Below are 24,375 nucleotides of genomic sequence, written 5' to 3'. Positions count from 1 at the left end.
TATTAATTCATTAGGTATCTTCATACAAATCAGTTTTTCAATCCTAGCAATATAACTGTGCCGAATACCGTTCTTTTTCGAAGCAAAAAAACTAATAATATTTAACTACTCCTTCCATTTCCACATATAATATCTAGATTAAGCATCCGCAAAAAATTATCATAATATTGAGATCAATAGGTGCTTTTTTATGATAAAAAACACAATTATACTTAATTTATTTTGAATAAAAAAATTGAATAATTAATAGTATTTGTTCAATCTATTGAATTATCGTTAATATTTAATAGGTTTTAATTAGGAATGTTAAGAATTTATTAAGAATTTTGAAATTCTAATTCAAAAATATTTTAATATGAAATTAATGTTTAATAGCTTTTTAGTGCTGGCAATAGCACTGATTTCGCAAGTTACATTTGCTCAGGAAAGAATGGTTTCCGGGTTGGTTTCCGACGAAAGCGGATTACCAATTCCAGGAGTTAACATTCTGGTTAAAGGAACCACAAACGGAATTCAGACTGATTTTGACGGTAAATTTCAAATCATGGTAGCACCAGAACAAATGCTGGTTTTTTCCTACATTGGAATGATCGGTAAAGAAGTCTTAGCTTCATCAACTAATTTGACAATCAAACTGAAAGATGATGCTGTACAATTAGAAGGTGTTGTAGTTACAGCCCTTGGAATCAAAAGAGAAAAAAAATCACTAGGATATGCAACTCAGGAAGTAGGCGGTGATTTACTGTCTCAAGGTGGTCAAAACAATGCAGTATCAGCTCTTTCTGGAAATGTGGCAGGGGTTCAAGTAGTTGCACCATCAACAATGGGAGGCTCTTCACGAATTATCATGAGAGGTATTGGATCCGTAACCGGAGAAAACAAACCTTTGATTGTGATAGATGGTATTCCTTTAGACAATGGTAATTATAACGACTCCAATACCGAAAGAGGAGCCGGAGGTAGGGATTATGGAGACGCTTCTGCGGATATTAATCCAGACGATATCGAATCCGTTACGGTATTAAAAGGAGGTCCTGCTGCCGCACTTTACGGGAATAGAGCCGGTAACGGTGCCATTTTGTACACTACAAAATCAGCTAAAAAAGGAAAAGGTGTAATCGAATTCAACAGTGGAATCACTCTCGAATCGATCAACATCATGCCAAACCTTCAAAACTCTTATGGTGGTGGTAATTCAACTACTTTTGGAACAGCTAACATAAACGGAACCACATACAACGTTCCTGATTATGGAACAGATGAAAGCTGGGGACCTAAATACGATCCCAATTTAAAATACCTTCCCTGGAATGCTTTTGATCCTGAATTTTCTAATGATTTTCTAAAAGAAAGGTCATGGGTTGCACCTGCTAACGATGTTCGTTCTTTTTTTAGAACTGGTGTAACACGCAACAACTCGATCTCTTTCATGAAAGCAACCGAAGATTCTAATATCAGAGTTGCCTATGCGAACCAAAGTACAGACGGAATCGTTCCAAATAGCAGACTGTCCAAAAACACCTTCTCTTTTAATGCGAGTACTAAAATATCGGATAAATTAAAAGTAGAAGCTATGGCTACCTATACTTTGACCAAAGGTTTTAACAGACCCGAACAAGGATATGGAGACAATAGTTTAGGACAAAAATTCTTTCAATGGGGACAAAGACAATTGGACTACAATGAATTAAAGGATTACAAACTGGCCAATGGCGACCAAAGAACTTGGAACAGAAAAGGTTTTGACGATGCTACACCAAATTATTCTGACAACGCCTATTGGACCATCAATGAAAATACATCCGAAGACAAAAGAAACCGTCTTTTTGGAAACGCTAAATTGACATATAACATCACTGATGAATTATATGTAGTAGGAAATGTGTATGCTGACACTTATACTTTTAGAGTAAGTGAAAGAGTCGCTATAGGCTCACAGGCACAATCGAGTTATACGGATCAAACCAGAACTTTAAGTGATTTCAATTATGAAGGAAGAGTCCATTTTGACAAAAAAATAGGAAAATTTAGTGTTAATTCATTTTTAGGTGCAAACAGAAGAAATTATTCCTTCAACTCCATTCGCGGAGAGTCTGTAGGAGGATTAGTATTGCCAGGATTGTATAACTTATCCAACAGTTCTGAACAAGCTCTAGCTACTAATGAGCAACAATTCATGACCACTAATAGTCTTTATGGTTTTGCTTCGGTGGGATATGACAACATGTTATTTCTTGAAGTTACGGATAGAAATGACTGGTTTAGTACCACTAGCAAATCCGTAAACTACGCCTCGGTAACGGGTAGTTTTATTTTTTCTGAACTGACTGATATTGATTGGTTGGATTTTGGTAAACTAAGAGCAGGTTGGGCACAAGCCGGAAACAGCACATCACCTTACCGTCTTCAAAATTATATTGACGTTTATTCTCCTTTTCAAGGTGATCCAAGATATAGTACGGCTTTAAGCTCTAATAACGCTGATCTTGTACCTGAATTGAAAACTACTAAAGAAATTGGTCTGGAATTCAGTTTATTCAAAAAAAGAGTAAATTTAGACGTATCCTATTATGACGTAATTACAACTGATTTAATTACACCGATACAATTAGAAACGAGCACAGGATTTAGCTCTAAACTGATTAACGCAGGTAAATTACAAAACAGAGGTATCGAAACTACCTTGAACATTAACCCGATACGAACTGAAGATTTCAACTGGGACATCACTTGGAACTTTGCTAAAAATGACAACAAATTAGTCGAATTATTCGAAGATGTAACGAGTTTACAATTAGCACAAGGGCCTTTTAGAGCACGTTTATTAGCTGTTGTAGGTCAAAAATACGGTCAACTCTACGGAACTGACTTTGTATATGACAACAATGGGAACAAGCTAGTGGGAGCAGATGGAAATTACGTAGCCTCTGAACAAAAATCACTCGGATCTATTATACCGGATTACAACATGGGAATAAGAAATGCTTTCCGGTATAAAAACTTTAGCTTGAGTGCTTTAATTGACATTCAAAAAGGTGGTAGTTATTTCTCTACTACTCACATGTGGGGAACTTATTCTGGAATGCTTGAAAATTCTGCAGCAAACGGAATAAGAGAAAATGGAATTGTTGTAGATGGTGTTTTGGCTGACGGAACACAAAATACACAAAATATTCCTGCAAGAACATGGGCACAAGCACATTACAACACTGTAGATGCTCAAAATGTTTTTGATGCTGATTACATCAAATTAAGAGAAGTATCTTTTGGATACAACTTGCCAATCAAAAAAGAAGGCCCTTTTAGCAGTATTAAACTATCTGTTTATGGAAGAAACTTATTTGCTTGGGGATTGGCCTGGAAAGGAATGGATCCAGAAATGGCTTCATACGGAAGTGGCAATACACAAGGTATCGAAGGAGGTTCATTGCCTTCTACCAGAACCTACGGAATGAACCTGGAATTTAAATTCTAATAAAAAAATCATGAAAAAAAGAATCATATCTGCCTTAGCATTTATTGCTATACTTGTAACCACAAGCTGCACCGCTGATTTAGAAGAAATCAACAATGACCCAAACAGACCGGTATCCGTACCTAGCTATGGAGTATTCAACTTTGCCAATAAAGCCATTATGGACGGAACCAGAGGCCCATTCTCTTCTGCTAGAATGACTTTACCATGGGTTCAATATTCGGCACAGACAAATTACACAGAAGAGGATCGTTTCCAATTCAGACAGGAAACCAATACTGCTTTATACAACTCCTATTATTTAGCTGCCAATAATTATAAGTTAGTCATAGATTTGAATGTAGATCCTGCAACAAGAGCTGAAATGTCATCTTATGGAAATAATGACAATCAAATAGCTGCGGCAAGAATAATGCTGGCGTATACTTTTTCTCAATTAGTAGACACCTATGGTGATGTCCCTTATTACTCTTACGGAAATAGTGATGCCGATTTTCAAGCTTTGCAATTAGAAAAAGGCATTCTGAAACCCAAATATGCCAGTCAGCAAAAAATATATGCTGATATTCTAAAAGAATTACAAGAAGCCTCTGAAATGATTGTAGCTACTGAAGTAGTTTTTACCCGAGGGGATCAACTTTTTCAGGGAAATGCTCAAAAACTAAAAAGATTCTCTAACTCCCTGCGCTTACGAATAGCAAACAGAGTAAAAGGAGTTGTTTCTGGTGCCGAAGGTCACATTACTGATGCAATCGCTTCGGGCGTTATGCTTTCAAATTCAGATAATGTTGGCTTGACTTATCAAAATGATGCCATCAATCCTAGCCCACTCTATATTGCTTTTTTTATAAACAACAGAGATGATTTTACGATTTCTAATACTTTTGTAGACTTATTAAAAGGAACTTTAGGAAACAATGGTGCGGATCCAAGGTTGCAAAAATATGCAGCTCCAATAACTGCATCCTTAGAAGATGTGGGTAACAACTTGTATACAGAAACTGATGATTTAGCCCAATATATCGGAATGCCATATGGAATTCCTAGTGCATCAGCACCATCACAGTTACCTAATACATCGCGATTTAGTTCTAATATTCTTAAAACTAATTATACTGAATACTTTATGGAATATGCGGAAGTTGAATTTTTATTGGCCGAAAATAACAATTGGAACAATACAAATTACACCAATGGCGTAAGAGCTTCCATGGAACGTTGGGGAGTCACAGCAGCTAAAATTAGTACCTACTTAACGAACCTGGCACCACCATCAAAAGAAAATGTATTGACTCAAAAATACATAGCGCTTTACATGCAGCCTACAGAGGCCTGGTCAGAACACAGACGAACTGGATTCCCTAATACAATCTTGAAACCAGGCGGTACTTATGCCTTGAATAATCCTTTTGAAGGTGCAACAACCTATACCTTTAAAGCTTTAAACAATTTGACAGAAATGCCAAGTCGCCTTAATTATCCCGTGAATTCCCCTCAGTTAAACGGCGAAAATTATCAACAAGCATCCTCTAATATAGGTGGTGATTTACTAACCACTAAATTGATTTGGGACAAAAATTAATTCTCATTTAATTTTTTTTAAATAAAAAAATAATTTTTAAACAGTAGTAAACAAATGTTTGCTACTGTTTTTTTTTTAAGTTCCTTTGACACAGATTAAGCTTTCTATTTGAATTACGCTCCGTACTATCAAATTCGGCTCATGCCGTGCTTATGTCCTCCAATCCACTGCGTAAGTTATAAAAAAAAGACAAAGTAAGACTGTCATTTAAAAACTAAACCCTTTGCAAGTTTGAAACGCAGCAAGAGTTCTTAAAAAGAAAAACACTGCCAAAATTTTAGGTTTAAAAAAATTAATAAAATGGATAGTTAACGAGAGAAAATAATTTTAAAAAAAGTTATTTTTTTCTTTCAATGACATAATTTACCATTAAAATAAGTGCCTCTTTAAATTCAGAATTGGGATAGTTATCCAAAATCAAAAGGGCTTCTTGCTGAAATTCGATCATTTTTTGTTCCGCATAAAGCAATCCGTTATTGTTTTTCACAAAAGCAATCACTTCTTTGACGCGTTTTTTATCTTTATTATGGTTTTTTATGGAGTTGATCAACCACGTTTTTTCTTTTGAAGTACACGTATTCAGAACATGAATAAGTGGCAATGTCATCTTTTGTTCTTTGATGTCAATTCCGGTTGGTTTACCAATAACTTCCTCCGTATAATCAAATAAATCATCTTTTATTTGAAAAGCCATGCCTATGAGTTCTCCAAACTTGCGCATGTTTTCAACCTGAACTTCCTCTTCAATTACTGATCTTGCTCCCAGAGCACAACAGGCAGCAATAAGTGTAGCTGTCTTTTTCCGAATGATTTCATAATAGATATCTTCTGTAATGTCAAGTCTTCGGGCTTTTTCAATTTGGAGTAATTCCCCTTCACTCATTTCACGTACTGCTACGGAAATAATTCGGAGTAAATCGAAATCACCATTGTCTATAGAAAGCAACAATCCTTTGGACAACAAATAATCACCAACAAGTACGGCAATTTTATTTTTCCAAAGCGCATTTAGCGAGAAAAAACCTCTTCTGCGGTTGCTGTCATCTACAACATCATCATGAACTAATGTAGCGGTATGAATAAGTTCAATAACACAAGCGCCGCGATATGTACGCTCGTTTACAACTCCTGCCGAAACCATTTTGGCCGTCAAAAAAACAAACATGGGACGCATTTGTTTTCCTTTTCTATTGACAATATAATACGTGATTCTATTCAACAAAGCCACTTGAGACGTCATCGATTCGTAGAACTTTTTTTCAAAAAGTTCCATTTCATCAAAAATGGGCTGTTTAATTTTAGAGGTCACATTCATTAGAATTCAAAGGTACATTATTAACCTGCCATTATTTTGATATTTCCATAAAAACCGAATCCTTTTACGCTTCCTTGTTTGCTAATTGTCCGCAGGCAGCATCTATATCTTTACCGCGACTTCTTCGCACTTTTACAACAATTCCGGCAGCCTCAAGCGCTTTAATGTACGCCTCTATTGATTCATCAGAGGCTTGTTGAAACTCCCCATCATCAATGGGATTATATTCAATAAGATTCACTTTGCAAGGAACATATTTACAAAACTTTACTAAGGCCTCTATCGAAGCTTTATTGTCATTTATATCTTTCCAAACAACATATTCGTAGGAAATTTTGCTTTTTGTTTTTCGGTACCAATACTCTAATGATTCCCGCAACTCTGCCAATGGAAAGTTTGCGCTAAACGGCATGATTCTGGAACGAATTTCATCGATTGCTGAATGTAGCGAAACGGCCAACTTAAACTTCACCTCATCATCCGCTAATTTCTTAATCATTTTAGGCACTCCTGAAGTAGAAACCATAATGCGTTTAGGCGACATTCCTAACCCTTCTGGAGAAACAATCATTTCAATAGCTTTCAAGACATTGTTATAGTTCATAAGAGGTTCTCCCATTCCCATGAAAACGATATTTGATAACGGATGATTGTAATACAAACGGCTTTCTTTATCAATGGCTATTACCTGATCATAAATTTCCGCTGGCTCCAGATTTCGCATTCTTTTTAATCGCGCTGTAGCGCAAAAATTACAATCCAAACTACACCCCACCTGACTGGAAACACAAGCTGTAGTCCTGGTATTAGTAGGAATCAAGACTGATTCCACCACCAACCCATCATGCAAACGTACAGCATTTTTTACCGTTCCGTCTTCACTGCGTTGCATTGTATCTACTTTGATATGGTTGATCACGAAGTGTGTTTCAAGCATAGCACGCGTTTCTTTAGACACATTAGTCATATCCTCAAAACTATGCGCACCCTTGCTCCACAACCATTCGTAGACCTGATTTCCGCGAAAGGCTTTGTCTCCGTTAGTGATAAAAAATTCGCGTAATTGTTCTTTGGATACCGCTCGTATGTCTTTTTTCTCGATTTGCATGGTGCAAAGTTAATGACAATTTGTTGATTTGTTGATTTGATAATTTGATAACTTTGTCACAAATTGAAAAAACTCAACTAATGCATTTCATTTCCCAAGAATTAGAAGATTATATCGAGCAACATTCCGAAAAAGAGCCTGCTTTATTAGCGGCACTAAATAAAGAAACCTACCAGAAAATTTTATTGCCACGCATGTTAAGTGGTCATTTTCAAGGTCGGGTTTTGAGTATGCTATCAAAATTGATTCGGCCTATGAACATTCTGGAAATTGGGACTTATACCGGGTATTCCGCTTTATGTTTGTGCGAAGGCATGCGGGAAAATGGTCAATTGCATACGATTGACATCAAAGAAGAATTAGTTGATTTCCAGCGCAAACATTTTGACAAGTCATCTTGGGGAAAGCAAATTGTACAACATTTAGGTGAAGCAACAGCCATAATCCCAACTTTAGAACTGCAATTTGATTTGGTCTTCATCGATGCTGATAAAGAAAATTATCTGAATTATTTTGAAATGATTGTTCCTAAAATGAATAAAGGCGGCGTTATCCTATCCGATAATGTTTTGTGGAGCGGAAAAGTTCTGGAACCCTTACAAACCAATGATGTGAGTACAAAAGTATTACAAGCCTACAATCAATTATTAAAAAATGACCCCCGTATAGAAACTGTTTTATTGCCTATTCGTGATGGATTGACAGTGAGCAGAGTGCTTTAGTTAGCAATCTTTCTTTGAAACCAAATGCCTTAGCCCCGGCAGGAACGACATCTCCCGATGTAGAAAAACAAGATCTTTAATCGTAGCGTAGTTTTATATCGGAAATACAGTCTAGAGCAGGAAACGACTCCTGCTACTTGATAGGATTAACTGGGAAATATTTTTTCTGTGCTATTGTATATCCTTTAAACATAAGTGTTCCAAAAATAACGCCACATAAATAGCCGGATAAAATATCCAATGGATAATGCAATCCTAAATAGATTCTACTGTAGGCAAAAACTAAAGGCCATAAGAACAGAAAGGCCATATATTTAGTCGTTTTTTTGAGAACAAAGTATAAAAAAACGCAAACAGCCATTGTGTTTGAGGAGTGACCCGAGAAAAAACTAAAGGAATTGCGGACTTGCACAATACGAATAAAGGAATTGATTTCCGGATTATTACAGGGACGCAATCGTTGAAAACCGTTCTTGAATAAGTTCGTTGTCTGATCTGTAATTGTCACTAAAAGAGCTGCAAACAACAATACATATAAGGTTTGCTGTAGGCCTAATTTTTTATAAATGAAATACAACAAAAGCAAAAAAAGCGGAATCCAATTGAATTGACTGGTGATAAACAGCCAAAACCCATCATAAGTGGTCGAACCTAAACCATTCAAATAAACAAATAACTGGGTATCAAGGGATACTATTTTTTCTATCATTATACCTGACGTTTTATGGGACCTGCGGCATCTTCAATAATTTCTTTTGTTGTGTTGATCTGCGAAGTTGTTTCTTCCCGTAAACTCTCAGTAGTTTTATTAATTTCGGTCGATACGCCTTCTGTAATGTTTTTAAATTGCGAGGTATCCCCCATCAAATTGTCCTTTGCTTTATTGATTTCAGTCGTAATATTACCTCGAAAATCGCTCAAAGATTTGGTGTCAAACCCATTCGCCTCTGCTCCTTTTTGAATTTCGCTTTTTATATCGTTAGTTGCATTTTTTAATTGCGCCATTGCTTTACCCATCGTACGTGCCATTTCAGGTACTTTATCTGACCCAAAAAGCATGAGCACTATAAACATAATAAATATTAATTCTCCTCCGCCTATGCCAAACATATTTTTTGTTTTAGTTGCTACAAAGATACCTAATTTTGAAACTTTGCGTTTTAATTTTTTCATAAAAAAAGACTCTTTTTAGAGTCTTTTTTTAGCAGTACCGTTTATTTAATCAAATTTAGACTTCACTTCTTCTTTTGGCCACGTGTTATTGGTTACATCAATATCAGCTGTTTCTAATTTTGGATCTATCTGAATTTTTTTGATTGCTTTTTCAGTTGCATACACTTTCTTAGCCGTATCATTGTTTTTTCTCCAGATTTGCGCAGGATATTTGAAGGTTTCTTTTGTATCATCTTCATAGGTTAGCTCAACAATGATTGGCATTAACATACCGCCTGGCTTGTTGAAATCTACTTCATAGAAATACTTTGGCGATTTAAGTTTAGCTTTTTCATCTGCAGTAAAATTTTGATTTACATACTCCGAAAGTAAATTTACATCTGCAATTGCTAATGCTTTTTTATCTTTAGCGGACAATTCTTCACTTGTTTCTGGGACTAAATAAAGGAAGGGTCCTTTTTCTTGTCCAAAACGACCTCTTCGTACTGTGGCGTCTTTTAAATCTTTCGTGGGAGTCAGTGAAACATAATATTGTTTAACTTCCTTGATACCTATATCTACAAAATCCGTGGAGTAGAACCAACCTCTGAAAAACCAATCTAAATCTACTGCAGAAGCGTCTTCCATAGTTCTAAAAAAATCTTCTGGTGTTGGGTGCTTGAATTTCCATCGGTTTGCATATACTTTAAAAGCATGATCAAACAACTCTCTTCCCATGATAGTTTCTCTAAGGATATTTAAGCCTGTTGCTGGCTTTCCGTAGGCGTTTGCCCCAAATTGAACTATTGTCTCCGAATTAGACATAATAGGCTCCAAGAATTTTTGATCCCCGCTCATGTACGGAACGATCTTACTTGCTGGACCACGACTGGAAGGAAAATTAGTTCCCATTTCTTGCTCTGCCATATACTGCATAAAGGTATTCAATCCTTCATCCATCCAGGACCATTGACGTTCATCAGAATTTACAATCATAGGAAAGAAATTGTGTCCTACTTCATGAATTGTTACACCTATCATTCCATTTTTTATGCGATCACTAGTAACACCTTTTTCATCTGGACGCCCGTAATTCCAACAAATCATTGGATACTCCATTCCTTGATCTTCAGCAGATACTGAAACTGCTTTAGGATAAGGATAGTCAAAAGTATGCGCTGAATAACTTTTCAGCGTGTGTGCTACGGTTCTTGTTGCCGTTTCTCCCCAAAGTGGATTGGATTCTTTTGGATAAACTGAAATTGCCATTACCGTTTTATCATTCAATTTAACGGCCATTGCATCGTATATAAACTTTCTAGAAGTAGCAATACCAAAATCCCTCACGTTTTTAGCGCTAAATTTCCATGTTTTTTTCTTATCTGAAAATCCTTTTTCGCTAGCTTCCGCCTCTGCTTGCGTAACAACAACTACAGGTTTGTCGTACGTTTTTTGTGCTAACTCATATCTTTTTAGTTGCGCCGCCGTAAACACTTCACTCCTATTCATAAGATCACCCGTAGCTTCCATAATATGATCTGCAGGTACCGTGATGTTCACATCAAAATCACCAAAAGGCAACGTAAACTCTCCCGTTCCCCAAAATTGCATATTCTGCCATCCTTCAACATCATTGTATACTGCCATTCTAGGATAAAACTGCGCAATTACATATAATTTATTTCCTGATTTTTCAAATAATTCATACCCTGATCGGCCGCCTTCAGCTCTGTAATTATTGATATTATACCACCAATTGATTGCAAAAGAGAATTTCTCTCCTGGTTTCATCGGTGTCTCTAAATTAATACGCATCATAGTTTGGTTGATCGTAAAAGATAACGGATTTCCTTTCGCGTCTTTTACAAAGTCAATATTAAAACCACGCTCTAATTCTTGTTTTAAAAACTTATTTGTGAAGTTTCCCGCCGGAAAAACCTGTTCCATTCTTTGGCTTTCTGCTAAAGGGGTTTGCGAATTTTTAGCGGATTGATTTTGGTCTAGTTGTACCCACAAATATTCTAAGGTATCAGGTGAATTATTATAATACGTAATAGTTTCAGAGCCTGTTAGCTTAGAATTTTTGTCGTCTAAATCAATATTGATTTTATAATCAGCTTGTTGCTGGTAATAAGCAGGACCCGGAGCTCCTGAAGCCGTACGAAATAGGTTAGGCGTAGCTAACAAATCATACATTTGACTAAACTTATTGGTATCGTACCTTCCAATTTGTTTTGGCGTTACCGAAGTCGATTTTTCTTGCGCAACTAACAACGCAGGAAGAAATAAAAATAAAAATATTTTTTTCATAGTAAATTTATGGTTCTTTAATTGTGTGAAACTAGCATTTTAAATAGCCGTTTCAAAATTTATTCATACTTTAAAACTCCAGTTGATACAGAATCTGTAAACAGCATCGTGTTTTTAATCCCAAAAACCTTAAAATGCATGATGTTTTGCTGCTCGTTATTTCCTTCAATAAGGACTGTATTGTACACTTCAAGAGTCGTTATTTTTGGAATATCTTTTATGCTCAAATAACAAATAAGCACATCGCCTTCCATTTCTTTACTCAAAAGATACATCGTGGTGGGATGTCCATTTATTTTTATGGAAAACTTTTCAGTGAAATACTTTTTCAATAAAACCAAATCCGCAGCGGTTTCTTTCTCAGAACCCAAGTTGATTTTTTTACTGTACTTTTTTCCAATAGCACTATTCAAATCATCTACAAAAATACGCGAGGTGATTTGGAGCATTTTCTTTTCGGGAGCGTAATTCACCTGATACAATGCCACGTAAAACTTGTGCATACTGAACGAAGTTAACGTCAAAAATAGCAGTCCAAAAAAGGAAATTAAAATTATTTTTTTCATTCGAAGATTCTATTTGTTTTTTATCGGAAAATGGTATCGCCATTCTTCAATCTTATTTGTATTCTGGAATCATGGCGATTTCATTTTTCAAAAGTAGTAATTCTTTTAAACTCTTCGTTCTTGGTAATTAAGAAATCAATCAGTAAAAATTCATCTTCTTGTTTCAAAAGGGTTTTTGCTTTTGGATCACCCTCACAATAATCCAGAAAAAGACCTATCTCATCCTTTTTCAACCTCAATGTATTGGTAAAAAAATAAGCATCCATTCCTTTCGAGACTACATCCGAAAAATCTACATTTGGATTTAAACCTGCTTTATCTTCGGAATCTTTCTTAAATAATTTCGAAACCATTTTGAACACTCTGACAAAATCCATTCCGTTTTCTATAGTTCCGTCTGACGGCATTGTTCTATTAATAGGAGATGATTTTTCGTCATCTACAAATTCCATATCTACAATGCGCTGCGAACCTCCTACTATGGGTTTAATTTCGGCTTTTCGTTTCACAATAACTTCATTGAGCAGCGTAGTTTGCGTCTCTAAATTAATTACAAACAACGATTTTTCAAAATCTTTTTCCGCAACAACTATCTTTTTAGACTTGAATAAACTACTTGAAACAAGCAACGTATCTTTCGCTTTCGCCAAAATATCAAAAAAGCCCTGATTACTTATAAAAGTTCTGGTTTTTGAATTTAAATTAAAAACATACCCGTGATCCACTAAAGCAGATTCGTTAATAAACTGACCATGTAAAGACTTCCTGCTTTCATTTTGACCAAAAGAAAATTGGCAAAAGAAAATTAAACAAATGATTTTTATTCTTGTTTTCATTGTAATTTTTTTTAGTATTATTTTTTTAAAGACTGTTGTCTATTTTCTTTGGCAAGTATAGCTTTATATTCTTCGGCCAAAGCTACCATAAAAAAAGTAGTCTTTTGTTTGTTTTTGGAGGCTAAAACTTCCAAAAAAATTTCATTTTCTACTATAAAATATTTAAAACCAGTAACGTAATCACTTGTAATCCCCAATTGAACCGTAAAATATTCTGGATTGTACAATTCAGAAATTAATTTGATATCGTTTTCTTTTTTCTCCAAAACAACTAATTTCTTAAGCCGTTTCGTTCTCCCATTGATCTTGTTTAGCAGCTTTTCATGGTGCGTTTGTCCAAAAGAAATTTGGTTTAGTAAAAATAACATCCCCGATAAAACACTATTGATTTTCAAGGGCTATTATTTCGTTATAATTTGCAGCAAGGCTTACAATTAAATACATAACCAATGTTTTATTTTTAGCACGCAACGCATTTGCAAAAGCTATATTATCCACACAATAATATTGAAATCCTTTGATATAATCCGAGGGTATTTTTAATGTTTGCGTATAGTACTTATCCTCAAAAAGCCCATCAATTCTCGCTAGTAACTGTTCTTTCTTCTCAATTATAATTTCTTTTTTCAACATGGCTTTTCGTCCAGAAATAGTATTGAGCAATCCATCAATTCCTCCACCGGAAGTTGCGGTGTATAATTTCCTCTCAGCAGGCGTATATTTCTTTTGACCGTAGGGAATAATCCCTAAACTCTCTGCTGAAATAGAAGATTCACCGACTACAACCTCATTCAGAACAATGCTTTTTGGGATCATTATCACTGAAAAAACCGTTTCTAATACATCTTGTTTATTAATTTTTCGGCGTAATGTTTCCAGATTAACGGCAGTAAAGACTAAAACGTCGCCTTCTTTTGCAGGTATAACAAAAAAGCCATTACCCTGTGACACGGTTGCTTTTCCTGTTGATATATTTACAATATTAATGCGGTCAACAGCAACAGAATCCGAAGTGATTTTTCCTCGAATTTCCTTTACCATTTCTACCTGTCCAAAAGTGGCTTGAACTACGAGAAAGAATAACAACTGTAAGGTATTTTTAATTTTCACTGGCAATTATTTCTTTATATTTTATTGCTAATTCCCCCATCAAGAAAGTGGTCATCGCCACATTTTTAGATTTCAGAACAGCCACAAATCGTTCGTTTTCAACGCTGTAATACTCAAATCCTTTGACATACTCAACCGGTATTTTTAACTTACTCACAAAATAGTCAACGGCAAACAGGTTCTCTAATTGCCTCAAATAGGATTCTTTCTGCTCCACTTCAAGTTCTTTTTTTAGCATTTTTGTTCTTCCTGAAATCCAGTTCAATAACGGATCTGCTGACACGGACCCTCCCATCATGCTACCCACATTAGCACTGGCATTAAGATTGCTGGCAGTATATAATTTGCGTTCCGCAGGGGTGTAAATTTTTTGCTCTCTAGGAATTATCCCCATTGATACTACATTGATATTGATCCCATTTCGAACAATAACTTCCCGCAATTGATTCGCAATAGGTGTCATTTTTTCAAAAAGAATCCCTTGATCAAAATGGACTTGGGTCAAAAGTATTTTGGTATCTTTGAACTGCACTGCTGAAAACAACAACGTATCACCAACGGCAGCCATAATAGAAAAGTTACCATCCTGACCCGTAATAGAAGTCTTCTCTGTTTTTTTATTTATGACATAAACCCCTTCCGGAACAGAAACATCAGCTGTCACTTTTCCGTTCAGTTGTATTCGGCTTCTTTCTTGTGACATCGCCGCTGTTGTTGCAAAAGCCAAAAACAAATACACAATTCTAATCATCGTTCTTGAAGTCCTTATTGACTTATCGTAAAAGTATCTTAATGCACTCCAAATTAATTACTAATGCCTTGGTAAAAAAATGTTAATTAAAAATTTGAAATAAAAAAGCCTGATTTAATACCTTTAGCGCAAATTATGTATCAAAAAAAATGAAAAACATCCTAATTGCAAGCACATCTACTCTTGCAAACGAGAACTATCTGGACTATTTATTACCAGAATTACAATTGCATTTTCAAAACTGTAATACAATTCTCTTTATTCCTTACGCCAAACCTGGTGGGATCTCTCATAAAGAGTATACTGCAATGGTACGCTTGGCTTTCGCCAAAATAAATAAAGAAATAATTGGAATTCATGAGTTTGAAAACACCACATTAGCTGTAAAAAAAGCAGAAGGAATTTTCACAGGAGGTGGAAATACATTTGTTTTAGTATCACAATTATACAAAAACAACCTTATGGAAACCCTCACTGATGTGGTAAAAAACGGAACTCCGTATTTTGGAACAAGCGCAGGAAGTAATATTTGCGGATTAACGATGCAAACAACAAATGACATGCCAATAGTTTATCCCCCAAGTTTTCAAACGCTGGGATTGGTTCCTTTCAATTTGAATCCGCATTATTTAGATCCGGATACTACTTCAACACACATGGGCGAAACTCGCGAAACCCGAATTAAAGAATACCATGCATTTAATACTGTTCCGGTTTTAGGATTGAGAGAAGGAAGCTGGCTGGATATAAAAGGAGATTCAATCACCCTGAAAGGCAATCTGACCGCACGATTGTTTCGACAAAATCAAAGTCCTGAAGAACTAGAAAGCGGAACTGATTTGAGTTTTGTAAAGTAATCCTAAAATAAATGACACAAAAAAAAGCCAAAACAATTATGTTTTGGCTTGAAAGAGCGAAAGACGAGGCTCGAACTCGCGACAACCAGCTTGGAAGGCTGGAGCTCTACCAACTGAGCTACTTTCGCATGATAACAGTAAAATAAAATTTCAAACTAAAATTTGAAATTCAGAGCGAAAGACGAGGCTCGAACTCGCGACAACCAGCTTGGAAGGCTGGAGCTCTACCAACTGAGCTACTTTCGCATTAACAACGGTGCAAATATAATTAATAAGTTTGCTTCAATGCAAGTTTTTTTCTTAAAAAGTCTCAAACTTACTCCGACAGTCTTTTTTTAAAAGAGGATTCAAATCATAAAGAATTTAATATGAAAATATTATATCCTTATAGCACTCAAAAAATACTTAAAAAAAATAAAGCAAAATATCAAAAAAAGGGCTGTTTGGAGACTTTTTCAGTACAATATCCTAAATTTAGGGAGGAGAACTCGCTAGAAAACGGTCGTTTTGACGGAGATACTTGAGCAACAACTTGCCGTTTTGAATAGTATGCTGCTATAATCTCTTAAAAACAGCCCTCGTATTCAAGGCTAAAAATGATTTATTTACCAATAAAAGCAATTTCAAATATGGGTAATGACCATTCTAAAACAGTATCAAATAAACTGGTTTAGGCAAAAAACGAATTGTTACCGGAGAAAAACGGCATCTCAAACAGAAACCAAATGTAATTTAGTTCAACTCCCCAAAAGAAGCCCTTGGCTTTTACAAAAAAACAGAGTATTTTATAAAGGAGTTAATAGTAACGGAATATTTACTGAACGACGGAATCAATTGAAATCTGGAATAAATCACAGAAACGTTACAGAACGAAAGAACAAAATTTGTCAAAATCAAAAAAGAAGTCGCCTTTCATCTCTTATATTGGACTGCTTGGAGCGAGAACAACAAATTGGTTTTTAAAGATGATAGCGATACTTTTGATGCTGCTTTATACGGCAAATTACAAAGCTGATTTGGATCCAAATTTTGACACTCTTGAAGGATGATAAATAAAGAAACAGGATTTATCTTTGATAACACTGATAATTGCTTTAGACAAGGTTACAGGAACAGCAGGACAACCCAAACTTCTTCCTAATCTTTGATTATTTTTTATAAATGAATTAGAAACATACTCTGCTGCATGCATCACCACGCCTCTTGCTCTGGCATTATCATTTACTCCTTTTTCCAGACCATCTAATCGAAGTGACATCCCATGTTTACCAGCGTAAATTTCGCCTGTCGAATAAAAGCCTAAACTACTCTTAAAGGATTCCGCAGTATTTGAAAAATTCGAAGCAAATTCATCGCCCGTATTTCTACCATGTGCAACCAAAGAATTAAATAAGACCTCACCGGTACCCAGATTGATCACCCAGAGTCTTTTAATATTAGAAGACAAACTAAAATCAATTAAGGTCAAAATTTCCTTCTTGACTAATCCTTTTTCTTTTAACAAATAGTATCCTTTTAGCGCTTCGGAGAAACTTTCTAATTTAGGCAGTGCAAATTTATTGGAATGCAAATTATTATATGCCACTGTAATATTATCGTCTAAACTCGGTTTCACAGCTTCAGCGTAAATCACTGGCGTGTGTGTCTTTGGTTCAGGAAAGTTGTTTTTGATTGGCACAAACGAAACTAGCAGCAAAAAAATAGTAAGAAATATGTTATAAATCATTGATTGTCTTTAAGTTATGGACTAATTGAGGATTGCAAACGTACGTTAAAAATCAAGCCAGAAACCACTTTTTAACAAAGTTTATTCTAACTCTAACGAAAAAAGTGACGAAATATTGAGTAATAAACTTAAAAAAAATACCGTTTATATGTTAATTTTACTATTTTTGTTCAATTATCCTTCAGATTTATGTTCAAATTACTACCTATCACTTTATTATATTTCATATTCTCTAGTTTGAATGCACAAAGTCAAAAAAAAACGCTTCAGGCAAAACCCACCACAGAAAACATTATAATTGACGGAAGATTTAATGAGGAAATATGGAAAACCGCCGCAGTAGCTTCGGATTTTATCATGTTTGAGCCTGATAATGGCAAACCAATCAGTGCGGATAAAAAAACAGAGGTGAAAATATTGTATGACAATAATGCCATTTACATCTCAGCACTGCTATATGATGACGAACCTGATAAAATTCAGAAAGAAATTACGAATAGAGATATTTTTGGCGTTTCCGATCATTTTTCCGTCTATATCAACGGATTCAATGATGGCCAGCAAGATTTTCGTTTTTTTGTAAGTGCGGCAGGCGTACAAATGGACTGTATAGCAACGGAAGATTTTGAAGATTTTAGTTGGGATGCCATTTGGGACAGCCAAGTAACACTCACTGAATTTGGCTGGACTGTAGAAATGAAGATTCCCTACGCCGCTTTACGATTTTCCAAAGCGGACAAACAAATCTGGGGGTTAAACTTTATGCGGGAAATCAAGCGCGACGTACAAAAATATACCTGGAATAGGATTGATACTAAAATTGGAGCCGTAATTCCGCAAGCGGGAATCCTGCAGGGAATTGAAAATATAAAGACACCGACACGACTTTTTTTGATTCCGTATTCATCGGCGTATTACCAACAAAGTGCGATAGGCTCTGGCATTACTTTAAAAGCGGGCTTGGATATCAAATACGGCATCAATGATTCCTTTACATTAGATGCTATTTTGGTACCTGACTTTGGTCAGACAAAATTTGATAATGCAATATTATATTTAGAACCATTTGAGCAACAATTAGAAGAAAACCGGCCTTTTTTTACAGAGGGAACCGATCTTTTTAACAAAGGTGGTTTGTTTTATTCCAGACGAATTGGCGGAGGATCCACTACAGAATTACTCCTTGATAATCAAGAAGAAATAACAAATTATCCCAGTACCGTAAACTTACTGAATGCCGTAAAAATATCCGGCCGAACCGAGAAAGGATTGGGAATTGGATTCCTGAATGCCGTTACGGAAAAGACTAAAGCTACTATTTTAAACAACGACACCGGCCAAATTAGAAAAGAAGTAATTGAACCTTTGACTAATTATAATCTGTTTGTAGTAGATCAACGTTTTAACCAAAACTCATCTGTTTCTTTTATAAATGCAAACACCACCAGAAATGGCGATTTCAGAGATGCAAATACCTCTGCATTGTTATTTGATTTGAATACAAAAGCCAATACCTATAGTTTGTATGGCGATTTCAAATACAGTTCCATCAAAACGACTGAAGATTACGACGGATTTAAAACAGAAATAGGTTTTGCCAAAACGAGTGGGAAATATCGGTATGGATTTTCTGGAAAATACGTCTCAGAAAACTATGACATCAATGATTTAGGAATCAATTTTTATTCTAATTACCACAATGCCTATGCAAATGGAAGCTACAGAATTGTAAATCCGACAAAACTATTTAATACCTTCAGAATCAATCAATATGTCAATTTTGAAATAGACAACACCTCCGGTAAGTTACAGACTGGTGCTTTTGGAACAGAAACTAAGGCCACAACATTAAATAACGACGCTTTAGAATTTGTAGTAGAGTTTTCTCCATTGAAAACCTATGATTTTTATGAACCACGAGAATATGGCAAATATGTATTTCTCCCGGAAAAAGTTTTTGCAGCAGTAAATTTCACGTCTAACGACAACAATCCTTTTACATTAGTACTCCAGCCTTCCTTCACAAAATACAATGAAAAGAACCGAAACGTTTATGGGTTGTATATAAGTCCAAAATACCGATTTAACGACAGACTTTCCATTACTTACATATTGGATTATTTTAACAAAACCAATGATCGTGGCTGGGTAGATTCGGATCCTACGGGGATAATTTTTGCAGAACGCAGCAGAGAAACTGCCCAAAATGATTTTACCGGAAAATATGCGATCAACAATAGAATGACTGTAAACCTAACCGCACGCTATTATTGGTCCTATTCAAAAAATCATAAATTCCTTACCTTACAAAACTCCGGTTATTTGACTCCAAACAATACCTACGCACAAAATAAAGACAGGAATTTTAATTCTTGGAACTTCGATTTATCCTATTCCTGGTGGTTTGCTCCAGGAAGTGAAATCTCTGTTTTGTACCGGAATTTTGGTATAGAAAGAACAGATATGGTGGAAAAAGATTTGTCTGCAAATCTTAAAAACATTTTCAACAGTGACCTGACCAATGTGCTTTCTATTAGCATCCGCTATTTTATAGACTACAATGTGATCAAAAATAAATTTTAATTTTTTTGAATCAAACTGTAACATTCCATTGAAAAGAAAGTCTAGTAGAATAAACTATTGTGTGAATTGGTACATTTTCACTTTGAAACTATTTTAGTTTTTCTAATTTTGTTCCAACCATTGAACTATTTCATGAAGAATTCTTTCTTATTTTGTTTTTTAGCACTCTCTTTTATTGGCTACAGCCAAAAAAAAGTATTACACACTAAATTTATTTCGGATAAAATTACTATCGATGGAAACCTAGATGAAGCGACATGGCAATCCGCAGCAATAGCGACTGATTTTATCATGTTTGAACCTGATAACGGCAAAAAAATTCCTGACAATAAAAGAACAGAGGTTCGCATAGTCTACGATAATGATGCCCTATATATTGGCGCAACTATGTATGATGAAAATCCTGATAAAATCCTGAGAGAAATTACCCAAAGAGATAATTTTGGCACTACTGATCTTTTTGGCGTTTTTATAAATGGTTTTAATGATGGGCAACAAGATTTTCAATTTTTTGTCAATGCAGCAGACGGTCAGGCTGATTGCATCACTACAGATACCAATGGCGAAGATTATTCCTGGGATGCCGTATGGAATAGCAAAGCAGTAATTACGAAAAAAGGCTGGATTGTAGAAATGCGAATTCCCTATGCAGCCTTGCGTTTTTCGGGAGAAAAGAAACAAACTTGGGGACTTAATTTCTTTAGGGAAATACGACGAGACCGTCATAAATACACTTGGAATTTCATCGATTCTAAATTAGGCACCTTTACCCAGCAAACCGGAATTCTGGAAGGAATTGAAAATATAAAACCACCTACCCGACTCTTTCTTTTGCCGTATTCTTCCTTTTATGTAAATGCAAACAGCCAAGAAAAAACTATCGGGACACTCAAAGGCGGATTGGATTTGAAGTACGGAATAAATGATGCTTTTACTCTGGACATGATCCTTGTGCCTGATTTTGGACAAACAAAATTTGATGATAAAATTCTAAATCTCGGTCCTTTTGAACAGCAATTCAACGAAAACAGACCTTTTTTTACAGAGGGAACGGATTTGTTCAGCAAAGGCAATCTACTATATTCCAGACGGATTGGGGGAACGCCCTCCTACAAACTAAATAAAAATGAATCGTTTGCGGAAGCCCCAAATATTAGTCTTATTAATGCCTTTAAAATTTCGGGACGAACTAAAGACGGATTAGGAATCGGAATTTTGAACGCTGTTACTAAAAATACCCCAACGACTATTTTCAACAATGAAAGCAGGGCATTAAGAACTGAACTTGAACCTCTGGCTAACTATAGTGTATTGGTTTTAGACCAGCGCTTTCGCAAAAACTCCTCAGTTGCATTTGTAAACACCAATGTAACTCGGAACGGACATTTTCGTGATGGGAATGTTACGGCATTAGTTTGGGATTTGAATACAAAAAAGAACACCTACAACATTTCAGGAGATTTTAAGTACAGTTACATAAATGATACCGAAGAGAAAACAGGGATTAACTCCCAATTGAATTTCTCTGAAACCAGCGGAAAATTTCGTTACGGGCTGGGCGCTGATATCACAACTAAAAATTTCGACAACAATGATTTAGGAATCAATTTCGAGACTAATTATTATAGCATTTATGGCAATTCCAGTTATCGAATATTGAATCCAACGAAGTATTTCAACACTTTTAATGCTCGAATAAATATGTATTCCCAATTTCAAAAAGAAACTGGCAAAGTGCAGTCCAGCAACATCAGCTTTCAGATTAACTCAAATAACAAAAAAAATCATTATTTTGGAATGGGAATTGATGCCAATCCATTAGAAACATTTGATTATTATGAACCCAGATCGGCAGATCGATTTGTAATAAAACCAACCAAAATTGGTGGCTTTGTTTATCTTTCTTCAAATTATAATAATCCATTTGCAATTAATTTTAACCCTTCATTTGCAATTTTTGATGAAACCGGAAGAAACTCTTATGGGTTTTCTTTAGGTCCGAGATACCGATTTAGCGATAAATTATCTTTGAATTACAATTTCAACTTTTTGAGACAAAACAATAACAAAGGGTATGTAGACAGTGTGAATGACGACATGAATGCAACCACACCAAACACAATTGTTTTTGCCAATAGAAATGTAATTACGTATTCTAATACTCTTTCAGGGAAATATTCATTAAACAGTCAGATGACTTTTAATCTCTCAATACGTCAATACTGGTCGTATGCTGAAAACAAAAACGCATTGTCATTGCAACAAAACGGCAGATTGGCTAATTTCATGGCCTACACTAGCAATAAAAATTCCAGTTTTTACTCCTGGAATACGGATTTATCCTATTCCTGGTGGTTTGCCCCCGGTAGCCAAGTGTCCGTTCTCTATCGAAATAATGCAGCTGCATTTGAAAGAAATATTAATAAAGAATTTAGTGAGAATGTCACTAATTTATTGAACAACGAAGCACTAAGCCATGTTTTTTCGATAAGCATTCGCTATTTTATCGATTACAATGAGGTTAAGAACAAATTCTAAAATACGTTTATTTCAAAAAAGTCCCTTTTCTATAGCAAAATAATCATTATTTGCAGGTGATCCCCTTAGAATGAATAATAGTGTTTTTTATTCATTCGAACCTTTTTAGAAATGTTTTATCTTTGTTTAAAATAAATTTCCATGAACAAAAAAGTAATTCTTATGATTCTGGATGGTTGGGGAAAATCTCCTGACCCAAAAGTTTCTGCAATCGACAATGCCAATATCCCTTTTATTAATAGCCTATATAAAAATTACCCCAGTGCTCAACTACGAACTGACGGTTTAAATGTTGGACTTCCTGAAGGCCAAATGGGAAACAGTGAAGTAGGACACATGAATCTTGGAGCAGGTAGAATTATATATCAGGATTTAGCTAAGATTAACCTTGCTGTTGCAAATGAAACTTTAGCAAAGGAGCCCGTTTTAGTTGATGCTTTTACGTATGCCAGAACACACAATAAAAAAGTACATTTTTTAGGCCTAGTTTCTGATGGTGGTGTACACTCACACACCTCTCATTTGCGCGGTTTGATTGACGCTACACAACAACACAGATTACAAAAAGTTTTCGTTCATGCTTTCACGGACGGTCGCGATGTGGATCCAAAATCCGGTACACATTACATTCAGGATTTACAGAATTATATGGCGAATACTACTGTAAAACTGGCTTCGGTTGTGGGACGCTATTATGCAATGGATCGGGACAAACGCTGGGAAAGAGTAAAACTAGCTTACGATTTATTGGTAAACGGAATTGGAACACCTACCACAAATGCAGTAGCTTCTATCCAAGAAAGCTATGACGTCAATGTAACGGATGAATTTATTCACCCAACAGTTATGGTGGATGAACTAGGCAAACCTGTAGCAACCATAGAAGATGATGATGTGGTTATTTTCTTTAATTTCAGAACGGATAGAGGAAGAGAACTAACCGAAGTATTGACACAAATAGATTGTCATGAGCAAAACATGCACAAACTCAATTTGTATTATGTGACGCTAACCAATTATGATGAAACTTACAAAAACATAAAAGTCGTATATAACAAAGATAATATCACGGAAACCCTTGGGGAAGTTTTAGAAAAAGCCCATAAAAAGCAAATTCGTATTGCCGAAACGGAGAAATATCCTCACGTGACTTTCTTCTTTTCTGGCGGGAGAGAACAGCCTTTTCTTGGCGAAAGCCGCATCCTGAAAAACTCTCCAAAGGTAGCCACGTATGATTTACAACCGGAAATGAGTGCCTTTGAATTAACAGAATCTTTAGTTTGTGAACTAGAGAAAGAAGAGGTAGATTTTGTTTGCCTAAATTTTGCCAATGGGGATATGGTAGGACACACCGGAATTATGAGTGCTGCCATACAAGCCTGTGAAGCCGTTGATAAATGCGTAGCAAAAGTAATCACAACTGCATTAGCGCATAATTACACTACCATTGTCATTGCAGATCACGGAAACTGTGAAACGATGATCAATCCTGATGGAAGTCCAAACACTGCACATACAACTAATCCCGTTCCCATTATTTTAGTAGACAACGACTTGAAAACCATTCATGATGGAGTTCTTGGCGACATTGCTCCAACAATCTTGGAATTAATGGGTGTGGAAAAACCTGCTGTTATGACCTGTCATTCCTTACTTTAAGGATACTAAGTAAGTCGAAAGTTTAAAAGTCGTAAAGTCAAAAGAATTAACTTTAAGCAAAACAGCTTTAAATCAGATTGTTACA

General features: G+C 35.6%; 18 protein-coding genes and 2 tRNA genes. 7 read left to right on the top strand and 13 right to left on the bottom strand.

Going from position 1 to position 24,375, the window contains the following annotated elements; all coding sequences use genetic code 11:
* Nucleotides 1-355 precede the first annotated feature (355 nt).
* Both EKM01_RS03035 and EKM01_RS03030 read left to right on the top strand, forming a co-directional pair.
* Complete coding sequence (locus EKM01_RS03035; protein WP_126766773.1) at nt 356-3,475, top strand: SusC/RagA family TonB-linked outer membrane protein; 3,120 nt, start codon at nt 356-358, stop codon at nt 3,473-3,475.
* 10 nt (nt 3,476-3,485) lie between these two features.
* Nucleotides 3,486-5,057, top strand: coding sequence for a SusD/RagB family nutrient-binding outer membrane lipoprotein (locus EKM01_RS03030; RefSeq protein WP_126568127.1), 1,572 nt, complete (start codon nt 3,486-3,488; stop codon nt 5,055-5,057).
* A 337-nt stretch (nt 5,058-5,394) separates the two neighbouring features.
* On the opposite strand, the gene EKM01_RS03025 is transcribed toward EKM01_RS03030, so the two are convergent.
* A complete protein-coding gene (locus tag EKM01_RS03025) occupies nt 5,395-6,372 on the bottom strand; it encodes a polyprenyl synthetase family protein (RefSeq protein ID WP_126766771.1) in 978 nt (325 codons plus the stop codon).
* A 64-nt stretch (nt 6,373-6,436) separates the two neighbouring features.
* Nucleotides 6,437-7,480, bottom strand: a complete 1,044-nt coding sequence (gene rlmN, locus EKM01_RS03020; protein WP_126554535.1) for a 23S rRNA (adenine(2503)-C(2))-methyltransferase RlmN — start codon at nt 7,478-7,480, stop codon at nt 6,437-6,439.
* 80 nt (nt 7,481-7,560) lie between these two features.
* Here rlmN and EKM01_RS03015 point away from each other — a divergent pair, with 80 nt between their 5' ends.
* Complete coding sequence (locus EKM01_RS03015) at nt 7,561-8,202, top strand: O-methyltransferase (protein WP_126458875.1); 642 nt, start codon at nt 7,561-7,563, stop codon at nt 8,200-8,202.
* Nucleotides 8,203-8,335: 133 nt separating this feature from the next.
* Here EKM01_RS03015 and EKM01_RS03010 read toward each other — a convergent pair whose 3' ends face one another.
* From EKM01_RS03010 to EKM01_RS02975, 8 genes are all read right to left on the bottom strand, one after another.
* Nucleotides 8,336-8,911: a phosphatase PAP2 family protein gene (locus EKM01_RS03010; RefSeq protein ID WP_126554537.1), complete on the bottom strand. Its 576-nt coding sequence runs from the start codon at nt 8,909-8,911 to the stop codon at nt 8,336-8,338.
* Nucleotides 8,911-9,312, bottom strand: a complete 402-nt coding sequence (locus EKM01_RS03005) for a twin-arginine translocase TatA/TatE family subunit (RefSeq protein ID WP_126451902.1) — start codon at nt 9,310-9,312, stop codon at nt 8,911-8,913. Before EKM01_RS03005 ends, EKM01_RS03010 begins: the two co-directional genes overlap by 1 nt.
* 108 nt (nt 9,313-9,420) lie before the next feature.
* Nucleotides 9,421-11,664, bottom strand: a complete 2,244-nt coding sequence (locus EKM01_RS03000; protein ID WP_126739857.1) for a M1 family metallopeptidase — start codon at nt 11,662-11,664, stop codon at nt 9,421-9,423.
* Between the two features lie 59 nt (nt 11,665-11,723).
* Nucleotides 11,724-12,230 (bottom strand): DUF6702 family protein, encoded by a 507-nt coding sequence (locus EKM01_RS02995; protein ID WP_126458867.1) that lies wholly within the window; start codon nt 12,228-12,230, stop codon nt 11,724-11,726.
* Between the two features lie 80 nt (nt 12,231-12,310).
* The gene (locus tag EKM01_RS02990; RefSeq protein ID WP_233589285.1) at nt 12,311-13,066 is read right to left on the bottom strand and encodes a hypothetical protein; all 756 of its coding nucleotides are present in this window, start codon (nt 13,064-13,066) and stop codon (nt 12,311-12,313) included.
* 17 nt (nt 13,067-13,083) lie between these two features.
* Nucleotides 13,084-13,461 (bottom strand): hypothetical protein, encoded by a 378-nt coding sequence (locus tag EKM01_RS02985; protein ID WP_126766769.1) that lies wholly within the window; start codon nt 13,459-13,461, stop codon nt 13,084-13,086.
* The gene (locus EKM01_RS02980; RefSeq protein ID WP_233589284.1) at nt 13,448-14,176 is read right to left on the bottom strand and encodes a carboxypeptidase-like regulatory domain-containing protein; all 729 of its coding nucleotides are present in this window, start codon (nt 14,174-14,176) and stop codon (nt 13,448-13,450) included. Before EKM01_RS02980 ends, EKM01_RS02985 begins: the two co-directional genes overlap by 14 nt.
* Nucleotides 14,166-14,927, bottom strand: a complete 762-nt coding sequence (locus tag EKM01_RS02975; protein ID WP_126766765.1) for a hypothetical protein — start codon at nt 14,925-14,927, stop codon at nt 14,166-14,168. The genes EKM01_RS02980 and EKM01_RS02975 overlap by 11 nt, the downstream gene beginning before the upstream one ends.
* Before the next feature lie 149 nt (nt 14,928-15,076).
* Here EKM01_RS02975 and pepE point away from each other — a divergent pair, with 149 nt between their 5' ends.
* The gene (pepE, locus tag EKM01_RS02970; RefSeq protein WP_126766762.1) at nt 15,077-15,784 is read left to right on the top strand and encodes a dipeptidase PepE; all 708 of its coding nucleotides are present in this window, start codon (nt 15,077-15,079) and stop codon (nt 15,782-15,784) included.
* Nucleotides 15,785-15,839: 55 nt separating this feature from the next.
* On the opposite strand, the gene EKM01_RS02965 is transcribed toward pepE, so the two are convergent.
* The 3 genes from EKM01_RS02965 to EKM01_RS02955 all read right to left on the bottom strand — a co-directional run bounded on the left by EKM01_RS02965 (nt 15,840) and on the right by EKM01_RS02955 (nt 17,510).
* Nucleotides 15,840-15,912 (bottom strand) — tRNA-Gly (locus tag EKM01_RS02965).
* A 45-nt stretch (nt 15,913-15,957) separates the two neighbouring features.
* Nucleotides 15,958-16,030: transfer RNA gene (locus tag EKM01_RS02960), tRNA-Gly, on the bottom strand.
* Between the two features lie 757 nt (nt 16,031-16,787).
* On the bottom strand, nt 16,788-17,510 hold the full coding sequence (locus EKM01_RS02955; protein ID WP_126458852.1) for a murein L,D-transpeptidase catalytic domain family protein: 723 nt from the start codon (nt 17,508-17,510) through the stop codon (nt 16,788-16,790).
* A 189-nt stretch (nt 17,511-17,699) separates the two neighbouring features.
* Here EKM01_RS02955 and EKM01_RS02950 point away from each other — a divergent pair, with 189 nt between their 5' ends.
* The 3 genes from EKM01_RS02950 to gpmI all read left to right on the top strand — a co-directional run bounded on the left by EKM01_RS02950 (nt 17,700) and on the right by gpmI (nt 24,290).
* Nucleotides 17,700-20,093 carry a DUF5916 domain-containing protein gene (locus EKM01_RS02950; RefSeq protein ID WP_126766760.1) on the top strand — a complete coding sequence of 798 codons (2,394 nt, stop codon included), beginning with the start codon at nt 17,700-17,702 and terminating at the stop codon, nt 20,091-20,093.
* Nucleotides 20,094-20,225: 132 nt separating this feature from the next.
* The gene (locus EKM01_RS02945) at nt 20,226-22,631 is read left to right on the top strand and encodes a DUF5916 domain-containing protein (RefSeq protein WP_126739851.1); all 2,406 of its coding nucleotides are present in this window, start codon (nt 20,226-20,228) and stop codon (nt 22,629-22,631) included.
* Between the two features lie 141 nt (nt 22,632-22,772).
* The gene (gene gpmI / locus EKM01_RS02940) at nt 22,773-24,290 is read left to right on the top strand and encodes a 2,3-bisphosphoglycerate-independent phosphoglycerate mutase (protein ID WP_126561617.1); all 1,518 of its coding nucleotides are present in this window, start codon (nt 22,773-22,775) and stop codon (nt 24,288-24,290) included.
* The last annotated feature ends 85 nt before the right edge of the window (nt 24,291-24,375 follow it).

Origin of the sequence: Flavobacterium sp. RSP46, assembly GCF_003984825.1 — a bacterium.
Classification (GTDB): Bacteria; Bacteroidota; Bacteroidia; order Flavobacteriales; family Flavobacteriaceae; genus Flavobacterium.
The sequence above is the reverse complement of the archived record's forward strand: the minus strand, read 5'-3'. Positions and strand labels throughout refer to the sequence as shown.